Below are 8489 nucleotides of genomic sequence, written 5' to 3'. Positions count from 1 at the left end.
CCTTATTGTAAACTAATCTTACACAGCCCAAAGTGCGCCGCAATAGCGACTCTTGTTCTGGTGTGGGGTAAAATCGGTAAGAATAGGCTTTTTCCATGGGGAGCATTTTAGCATATATTCCGTAAATGTGCTAATATTTAACGGTAAAGCCGTCGTAGAACGACGGGGTTTCAGACCCAAATTTTCGATGAAGGTTAAATGCGAAACGGTGATTATGTCACACTTATATACCTCAAGTTTCTAAGAAATTCCCTAACAGGGATGGCAATATCTTTCATTTTAGAGTAGAAATCCTTGATTGTCAGTAGCGGTTATTGCCATACAACAATCAGAAATTTTTGTCTGTTACAATTTATACAAAATGCCGTGGGATTACCCCGACTGAAAACTCAAATCCGATTAGTGATCACTGATCACTGATTGCTGATAAGATTGTTACGAAAATATAAACACGAAATTCTATAGTTAGCCATGACCCAAAACGGAAGCTCGAAGTCGATCGTTGTCTCTCCCTCGATCCTATCGGCGGATTTTAGTAAATTAGGAGCCGATATCGAGGCTGTGGATAAGGCAGGAGCCGATTGGATTCACGTTGATGTGATGGATGGTCGTTTTGTCCCGAATATCACCATTGGACCCCTGATTGTCTCCGCTATTCGTCCCTATACGAAAAAACCTTTAGATGTGCATTTAATGATCGTGGAACCGGAAAAATATGTGGCTGACTTTGCGAAAGCGGGTGCTGACATTATTTCTGTTCACGCTGAACATAATGCTTCTCCCCACCTCCATCGTACTCTTTGCCAAATCCGCGAACTCGGTAAACAAGCGGGTGTGGTATTAAATCCCTCCACTCCCCTAGATTTAATCGAATATGTGCTGCATTTGTGCGATTTAGTCTTAATTATGAGCGTTAACCCCGGTTTTGGTGGCCAGAGTTTTATCCCAGAAGTTGTCCCCAAAATCCGTCAATTACGCCAAATGTGCGATGAAAGAGGCTTGGATCCCTGGATTGAAGTGGATGGCGGCTTAAAACCGGCTAATACTTGGCAAGTTCTCGAAGCGGGTGCTAATGCGATTGTAGCAGGTTCGGCGGTATTTAATGCCCCCGATTACGCGACGGCGATCGAAGGTATCCGTAACAGCAAACGTCCCCAACCTCAATTAGTCACCGTTTAATTGCCGCGGGGGTGGGTTAGCTGTTGACTAATTATCTTAGTATTCGCACTAACCCACTCTGCTGATTTGTTCTAAAACCTGCCGCCATAAACCAGAATTAGAGACGGCTAAAACTTCGCTAGAATCAGCTTGTAGGGGATTACCTGACCAATCGCTAATTATTCCGCCCGCACCTTCAATAATCGGGATTAAAGCACAAAAATCGTAGTATTTCAGGTCTGATTCTAGGATTACCATCGGCATGGCAGTGCAGCCAGTGGCTAACATCATATAGTTATAACAATCACCCCCAAAAGCGGTACGTTTACAGACGGTTTGCAGCTGACGAGCGATCGCTTGTTGTCGTTCTGTGATAAACATTAAGGGAGTGGTGGAGGCTAAACAGGCATTTTTTAAGACAAGTTCCCGATCTTGACGGTAGGGATTAACAATCATCCGGTTATTATAAAGACTCGCTTTTCCCTTCACTCCTAACCAGCGATCGCCTAAAATCGGTTGATCGACAATTCCTAAAATCGGTTGATTTTCTGCCACTAGGCCGATTAAAGTCCCAAAAATCGGTAATCCCTTGACAAAAGAGGATGTTCCATCGATCGGATCTAACACCCAATAACGACCACTTTGGGCGGGAATATTGGCTCCTTCTTCCCGAATAACCCCATCTTCGGGTAATTCTCGCCGAATAATCGCCACCATCGCCTCCTCAGCTTCTTGATCGGCGATTGTTACTATTGAGGAAACTTGATCGAGTTTTGTCTCGGTTTCTAGATGGGGCTGCCGAAAATAGCGCCGGATAATCTCTCCAGAAGCGTCCGCTAATTGATGAGCTAGTTGGATAGTGCGATCAATATTCATCAATAAAAGTTATCCATATAGGAAAACAATAATGTTTATTTATGGTAAAGGAGAGATGGGGAGGTGGGGGATTTAGCTGGAAATTTCCCTATCACCCTAAATCCCTATTGCCTCTTGCATAGTGCGATCAATATTCATCAATAAAAGTTATCCATACAGGCAAACAATAATGTTTATTTATGGTAAAGGGGAAGTGGGGAGTTGGGGGATTTAGCTGGAAATTTCCCTATCACCCTAAATCCCTATTGCCGCGTCGAACCTAGAACTATCAATGGGTAACAGTTTGATTTTGACTCCATAATTAAATTAGTCAACGATCGACCCAATCTCAAGACGAGAAAAAATTAATCTATTAGGAGTTTAGCTGATGACGGCTTTTACGGAAAATGACCTAAAAAGGTTAGAAGATTTGATTATCAGTGGACAAAAAGCGATCGAAACTCGTTTAACCTCTTTGGAGAGTGGACAAAAAGCGATCGAAACTCGTTTAACCTCTTTGGAGAATGGACAAAAAGCGATCGAGAATAGTGTCGGAGAGATCAAAAGAGAAATTCAGGTCTTGGAGATAGGACAGACGGAAATTAAGGGAGAAATCAGGACTTTAGACGCAAAAATCACGGGTTTAAATGAAAGAGTGAAACTCATCGAGGTATCCGTGGGAAAAATTCCCGATTTAGCTGAAAAAATTGGCGAGGTAAAAAACTGGAAACAGATCGGTATATCGATTGTGACTGCTTTTGTGGGTGGGGTAATTGGTTGGTTAATTCGGGGAAAATAAAACTAGGGAATGTAACATAGTATTAAGCATTTGTATATTTTTATCAATTTTTATGGAACAGACAGCTTTAAATCTGATCGCGATTACCGTTTTTTCGATCACTCTTTCCGTGTTTGTCACCCCTTTGCTGTCTATTTCGCCTTTTGTTCCCGCTTTGGCTACTCTTAGCCTCTTGGGATTAGTTACCGTTGATACTCTCACCTTTAATAACCGGGGCGTGACTTTACTACTGGATGCTCTTTCTCCTAGTAAACACCGTCAAAGAGTTATTCACCACGAAGCCGGGCATTTTCTCACCGCTTATATTTTAGGCATTCCGATCGCTGGTTATAGTTTGACCGCTTGGGAAGCCTTTCGTCAAGGCCAGGAGGGAGTCGGCGGTGTTCAATTTGACCTAGCAGATTTAGAGCAAAAAGTCAAGAATTTTAGCGATTTTCCTGCTTTTTTAGAGCGAATTTCTACGGTGTGGATGGCGGGAATTGCTGCCGAAACCTTAGTTTATGGTAAAGCGGAAGGGGGAGAAAGCGATCGATTTTATCTGCAATCGGCCTTAAAATTAGCGGGGGTTTCCGAGAATAATTATGCCCAAAAAGAGCGCTGGAGTTTATTACAGGCAAAAACTCTTTTAGAAAAACAACAGACTGCCTATCAAGCTTTAGTGATAGCTATGGAAAAAAGGGCCAGTGTGGAAGAATGCTGTCGGGTGATTAGTGAAAGTTTAGTATAACGGGAAAAGTAATCAGGGATGAATTTGATGATTTCCCCGTTAAATTTTTATGAATAATCAGATCAATCAATCCGATCAGCGATTAGCTTTAATTGTGCGCGGAGCAGTACAAGGGGTCGGTTTTCGTCCTTTTGTTTATCGATTAGCAACGGAATTAAACTTAGCCGGTTGGGTGAATAACACAGCAGCGGGAGTTTTTATTGAAGTCGAGGGCAATCGAGACAAACTAGAAACTTTTTTGACTCGATTATCTTTAGAAAAACCACCTCGATCGCTAATTGAAAATATTGAGACTCAATGGTTAAATCCCGTCGGTTATCAAAACTTTAGCATACGTCCTAGCAGCGGCGGTGAAAAAAATACAATTGTTCTGCCCGATTTAGCCACTTGTCCCGATTGTTTAGCCGATATTTTTGACCCGAATAATCGTCGTTATCGCTATCCTTTTACTAACTGCACTAACTGCGGTCCTCGCTACAGTATTATCGAGAGTTTGCCCTACGATCGCAGTGCCACAACTATGAGAGGTTTTAATCAGTGTCCCGAATGTCAAAGGGAATACGAAAACCCTCTGGATCGCCGTTTTCATGCCCAACCGAATGCCTGTCCTCGCTGCGGACCCCAAATTAGTCTTTTAGATAGTCAAGGCTCTGTATTAGCGGAAAAAGATCAAGCTTTAATCGCTACTGCTAGAGCAATTAAACAGGGAAAAATTATAGCGATCAAAGGGTTAGGAGGATTTCACCTAGTCGTCGATGCAAGAAATACGGAAGCAGTGCAAAAATTGCGACAACGCAAACAGCGACCAGATAAGCCTTTTGCCGTGATGTATCCTAATCTTGAGTTAGTGAAAAAGCATGGTTATGTATCTTTTTTAGAATCGCAATTATTGCAGTCTCCTGCAGCGGCAATTGTCCTGATTAAACAAAGAAAAAATTATCTTTCTCCTTCGGTTTCTCCGGGTAATCCCTATCTAGGAGTCATGTTACCCTATACTCCCCTACATCATCTTTTATTAGCAGAATTAGGCTTTCCTATTGTAGCAACCAGTGGTAATCTAGCCGATGAACCTATCTGTATTGAGGAAAAAGAAGCTTTAGAAAAATTGGGAACAATCGCCGATTTTTTTCTAGTTCATAATCGTCCCATTGTTCGACCAGTGGATGACTCTATTATCAGGGAAATGGCGGGAAAAGCGATGATTTTGCGGCGGGCGCGGGGATATGCTCCCTTTCCCGTTAAAGTTAATGATGGAGATTTTCCTCCGATTCTGGCCGTGGGAAGTTATTTTAAAAATACCGTGGCTATCTATCAAAAAAATCAAGTTTTTATCAGTCAACATATCGGCGATTTAGATACGGTTAATGCTGTCAATCATTTTGAAAATATTCTCGATAGTTTAAAAAAATTATACGAGTTTGTACCAGAAATTATTGCCTGTGATGCCCATCCTGAATATCTAGCGACCAAGTACGCTTATAGCTTAAATTTACCCGTTATTCCCATTCAACACCATTACGCTCACGTTTTATCCTGCATGGCAGAACATCAGCTACAACCTCTGGTTTTAGGGGTTGCTTGGGATGGAACAGGATACGGTTTAGACGGCACAATTTGGGGGGGAGAATTTATCCATATCACTGCCGATTCTTGGCAGCGAGTCGCTCATTTTAAACCCTGGCCATTACCGGGAGGAGAAAAAGCAGTTAAAGAACCCAGACGAGTGGCTTTAGGATTACTAGAAGTTATGGAAAATACGGCTAGGATAAAATCAGCTTTTAGTGAACAGGAATGGTCGATTTTTAGGCAAATGTTAACCAAAAAAATTAATTGTCCTTTAACTTCTAGTGTCGGGCGTTTGTTTGATGGTGTGGCGGCGATTCTAGGTTTATGTTATCAATTAAGTTTTGAGGGACAAGCAGCAATGCAGTTAGAATTTGCCCTTGAGAGCATTAAAACGGAGGAATATTACAATTTTTCTTTGTCCGCCGACTCACCCATAGTTATTGATTGGAATCAGATAATTTTAGGAGTTGTTGAGGATTTAGAAAAACAAGGACAAATCGGCATAATTGCCGCTAAATTTCATAATAGTTTAAGTGAGATTATTGTAGAAATTGCTCATAAAATAGGTAGAGAAAAAATTCTCCTGACGGGAGGCTGTTTTCAAAATCGTTATCTGACGGAAAGAACAATTAATCGCTTACAAGCTTCGGGATTTCAACCCTACTGGCAGCAAACTGTTCCCACTAATGATGGTGGTATTAGCCTTGGTCAAATTATCGGGGCTTTTTCTAGACTCAAACAGTTCTAGAATAGCCGACAATCTACCTTTTTATTGGGTTATGTCAGCAGCGTTAAAGATAAACCACAGAGACAGAAAGAACAGAGAGAGCCGATTTTTTTCTAGACTGTTGGGATTGTCGAAAATTGAAATCTTAGCTTAAACGATGCCACTCAACGATTTTATTGCCTACTTTCAAAATGATTGCTTGACCTAAACTCAGTTCTTGTGTCACATTAACTAGATGGGAGAAATTTTGACGGGTGATTGCTAGTCCCTGCAAACAGGCTAGAAAATCGAGACAGAGAACCGTAGAAAATTCCCAGGTTTGTCGGTAAACACGGCAATTATCCGGTAAAAAAGCCACAAGAGCGCGAAAATGAGTCAAAGCGGCTTTCTCAAAATTGGCGCTAGTGCAGTCAAAAGACGAGTGCTGATAGCTCATAAAAACTTTGCCTGATAGGGAGAGAGCAGGGTTTTCCTCAGACTAGCACCTCGCTTCTGGGGATCACGTTCCCTTTAGAATTTCTCAATAGACTGGCAAATCCCCCCAGAGGAGTATCGTTACTCGCGAGCAAATTGCTAGAAGCTAGGTTTATTCCCAGAGATAGTGTACTTTAGATATTGATGTCCTTCCGGCTGGCAAGATAACCTATAAATTTCCCCACTCGTCCCTAGCGATAAAAGGCTGTATTTAGTCAAAAATCAAGTGTTGACTTTGATGCCAAACTTGCCCAGTAAAAAATGATCACAGCCTCAAGTTGCCGCTTAACTACTTGACTACTTAACTGATAACTGGTAACTAAGATTATGAATAATGCAATTGTCAAACCGAGAGATGTACAAGTGGCACCAATCGCCGTCGATACTTTTGTCTTTCGTTCCCGCACTTGGGACCGGTTAAAATTCGAGATTGAATACGGATTACAAAAGGGAACCACTGCCAATAGTTATTTGATTAAAAGTGGAAAAGTCGCTCTTTTTGATCCACCGGGGGAATCATTCTCGGCTATATTTTTAGAGGCTTTAACTAAAAGAATCGATCCGAAAACCATTGATTATATTATTCTCGGTCACGTTAACCCCAATCGTGCCGTTACCCTCAAGGCACTTTTAGAAATCGCTCCTCAAGTCACTTTTGTTTGTTCTAATCCGGGGGCAATTTCCCTGAAAAAAATTCTCGAAACCGAAGCATTAAATCTGTTCGTTGTCAAGGGGGAAGAAATATTAAATTTAGGAGCAAACCATCAATTAGAATTTATCCCCACTCCTAACCCCAGATTTCCCGATCAACTCTGTACCTACGACAGCAAAACTGATATTCTCTACACCGATAAATTATTCGGGGCGCACGTTTGTGGCGACCAAATTTTTGATGAGGGTTGGAGCGTTTATAACGAAGATCGGCGTTATTATTTTGATTGTCTCATGGCTCCCTATGCCAGCCAAATTAGCAACGCTTTGGAGAAATTAGCCGCTAAATCGCCCTTATTTTATGCCGTTGGTCACGGTCCTCTGGTGCGTTACGCGATGCACGAATTGACCCTTTCCTATCAACAATGGTTAGCAGTACAAAAGTCCCAAGAGTTGACAATCGCCCTGATTTATGCTAGTGCCTACGGCAACACCGCCACCCTCGCTCAAGCGATCGCCATGGGGATCACGAAAGCGGGAGTAGCAGTGACGGCGATTAATGCCGAGTCCGCCGAACCAGACGAGATCAAAACGGCGATCGAAAAAAGTGTCGGTTTGATCTTTGGTTCCCCCACTTTGGGAGGACACGCACCGACTCCTATCCAAACCGCCTTGGGGATTACCCTAGCAAATGGCGATAAAAGCAAGCTGGTGGGGGTTTTTGGTTCCTACGGTTGGAGTGGAGAAGCGATCGATCTTTTGGAAGGTAAATTCCGGGATGGCGGTTATCGCTTCGGTTTTGAGCCAATTCGGGTTAAATTTAAGCCGACGGAGGCAATTTTAAAGACCTGTGAGGAAGCGGGAACCGATTTCGCTCAAGCAGTCAAAAAAGCTCGCAAAAGCAGACAACCGAAAACTAATGTTAACCAATCCCAAAGCGATCGGCGATCGCAAGCTCTCGGACGTTTGGTGGGTTCTCTCTGTATCGTCACCTGCGAATTGGGGGAATTGCGCGGCGCCATGTTAGCTTCTTGGGTGTCGCAAGCGACGTTTACACCCCCCGGATTGACTATTGCCGTGGCGAAAGAACGAGCGATCGAGTCTCTGCTTTATAGCGGTACGCCTTTTGTCCTTAATATCCTCCAAGAAGGTCAACATTTGGCTTTAATGAAGCATTTTCTTAAACCTTTTGCCCCCGGAGAAGATCGTTTTGCTAATATCGAAACCACTAAAGCTGAGAACGGTGGGCCGATTTTGGCCGAAGCGCTCGCTTATCTGGAATGTCGGGTAGAACAACGAATGGAGTGCGGTGATCATTGGCTGCTTTATGCGATCGCAGAAAAAGGCAAGGTTTTACACCAGGGTTTAACCGCCATCCATCATCGCAAATCTGGCAGTTACTATTAATTTGTCGTTTTGACATCCTCACCGCCGTAAACGGACGGTGATTCCCAAACCTCACGATTTAGGTTTCTGCTTCTTTCCCTTGCGGGGTTTCGCACCTGCCTTAACAGATTTACTCTGTTCTGGTC

General features: G+C 42.8%; 8 protein-coding genes. 5 read left to right on the top strand and 3 right to left on the bottom strand.

Translation table 11 applies throughout. The features are described from left to right. A partial coding sequence (locus EWV84_RS02000) for a helix-turn-helix domain-containing protein (protein WP_287076085.1) occupies positions 1-97 on the bottom strand: 97 nt, incomplete at its 3' end. Between the two features lie 374 nt (positions 98-471). On the opposite strand from EWV84_RS02000, the gene rpe reads away from it, so the two are divergent. Continuing rightward, entirely contained in the window at positions 472-1179 is a 708-nt protein-coding gene (gene rpe, locus EWV84_RS01995) for a ribulose-phosphate 3-epimerase (protein ID WP_287076083.1), read from the top strand. Between the two features lie 48 nt (positions 1180-1227). On the opposite strand, the gene hisN is transcribed toward rpe, so the two are convergent. Continuing rightward, positions 1228-2034 carry a histidinol-phosphatase gene (gene hisN, locus EWV84_RS01990; protein ID WP_286827037.1) on the bottom strand — a complete coding sequence of 269 codons (807 nt, stop codon included), beginning with the start codon at positions 2032-2034 and terminating at the stop codon, positions 1228-1230. A 367-nt stretch (positions 2035-2401) separates the two neighbouring features. Between hisN and EWV84_RS01985 the strand changes: the two genes are divergently transcribed. The 3 genes from EWV84_RS01985 to hypF are packed head-to-tail and all read left to right on the top strand — an operon-like array spanning position 2402 to position 5853. Next, the gene (locus EWV84_RS01985; protein WP_287076081.1) at positions 2402-2812 is read left to right on the top strand and encodes a coiled-coil domain-containing protein; all 411 of its coding nucleotides are present in this window, start codon (positions 2402-2404) and stop codon (positions 2810-2812) included. Positions 2813-2864: 52 nt separating this feature from the next. Next, positions 2865-3539, top strand: coding sequence for an ATP-dependent Zn protease (locus tag EWV84_RS01980; RefSeq protein ID WP_286827035.1), 675 nt, complete (start codon positions 2865-2867; stop codon positions 3537-3539). Positions 3540-3588: 49 nt separating this feature from the next. Then, entirely contained in the window at positions 3589-5853 is a 2265-nt protein-coding gene (gene hypF, locus EWV84_RS01975; protein ID WP_287076079.1) for a carbamoyltransferase HypF, read from the top strand. A gap of 124 nt (positions 5854-5977) precedes the next feature. Here the strand turns inward: hypF and EWV84_RS01970 are convergent, their stop codons facing one another. Further along, complete coding sequence (locus EWV84_RS01970; protein ID WP_286827033.1) at positions 5978-6268, bottom strand: hypothetical protein; 291 nt, start codon at positions 6266-6268, stop codon at positions 5978-5980. Positions 6269-6633: 365 nt separating this feature from the next. On the opposite strand from EWV84_RS01970, the gene EWV84_RS01965 reads away from it, so the two are divergent. Beyond that, positions 6634-8364, top strand: coding sequence for a diflavin flavoprotein (locus EWV84_RS01965; RefSeq protein ID WP_287076077.1), 1731 nt, complete (start codon positions 6634-6636; stop codon positions 8362-8364). Positions 8365-8489 lie beyond the last annotated feature (125 nt).

This window comes from Microcystis sp. M_QC_C_20170808_M3Col, from assembly GCF_007095505.1.
Lineage (GTDB): Bacteria > Cyanobacteriota > Cyanobacteriia > Cyanobacteriales > Microcystaceae > Microcystis.
The sequence above is the reverse complement of the archived record's forward strand: the minus strand, read 5'-3'. Positions and strand labels throughout refer to the sequence as shown.

Bases quoted from the DNA above. Each gene is read 5' to 3' on its own strand.
- EWV84_RS01965 (WP_287076077.1), top strand. From the start codon at position 6,634: ATGAATAATGCAATTGTCAAACCGAGAGATGTACAAGTGGCACCAATC.
- EWV84_RS01980 (WP_286827035.1), top strand. From the start codon at position 2,865: ATGGAACAGACAGCTTTAAATCTGATCGCGATTACCGTTTTTTCGATC.
- EWV84_RS01970 (WP_286827033.1), bottom strand. From the start codon at position 6,268: ATGAGCTATCAGCACTCGTCTTTTGACTGCACTAGCGCCAATTTTGAG.
- hisN (WP_286827037.1), bottom strand. From the start codon at position 2,034: ATGAATATTGATCGCACTATCCAACTAGCTCATCAATTAGCGGACGCT.
- rpe (WP_287076083.1), top strand. From the start codon at position 472: ATGACCCAAAACGGAAGCTCGAAGTCGATCGTTGTCTCTCCCTCGATC.
- EWV84_RS01985 (WP_287076081.1), top strand. From the start codon at position 2,402: ATGACGGCTTTTACGGAAAATGACCTAAAAAGGTTAGAAGATTTGATT.
- hypF (WP_287076079.1), top strand. From the start codon at position 3,589: ATGAATAATCAGATCAATCAATCCGATCAGCGATTAGCTTTAATTGTG.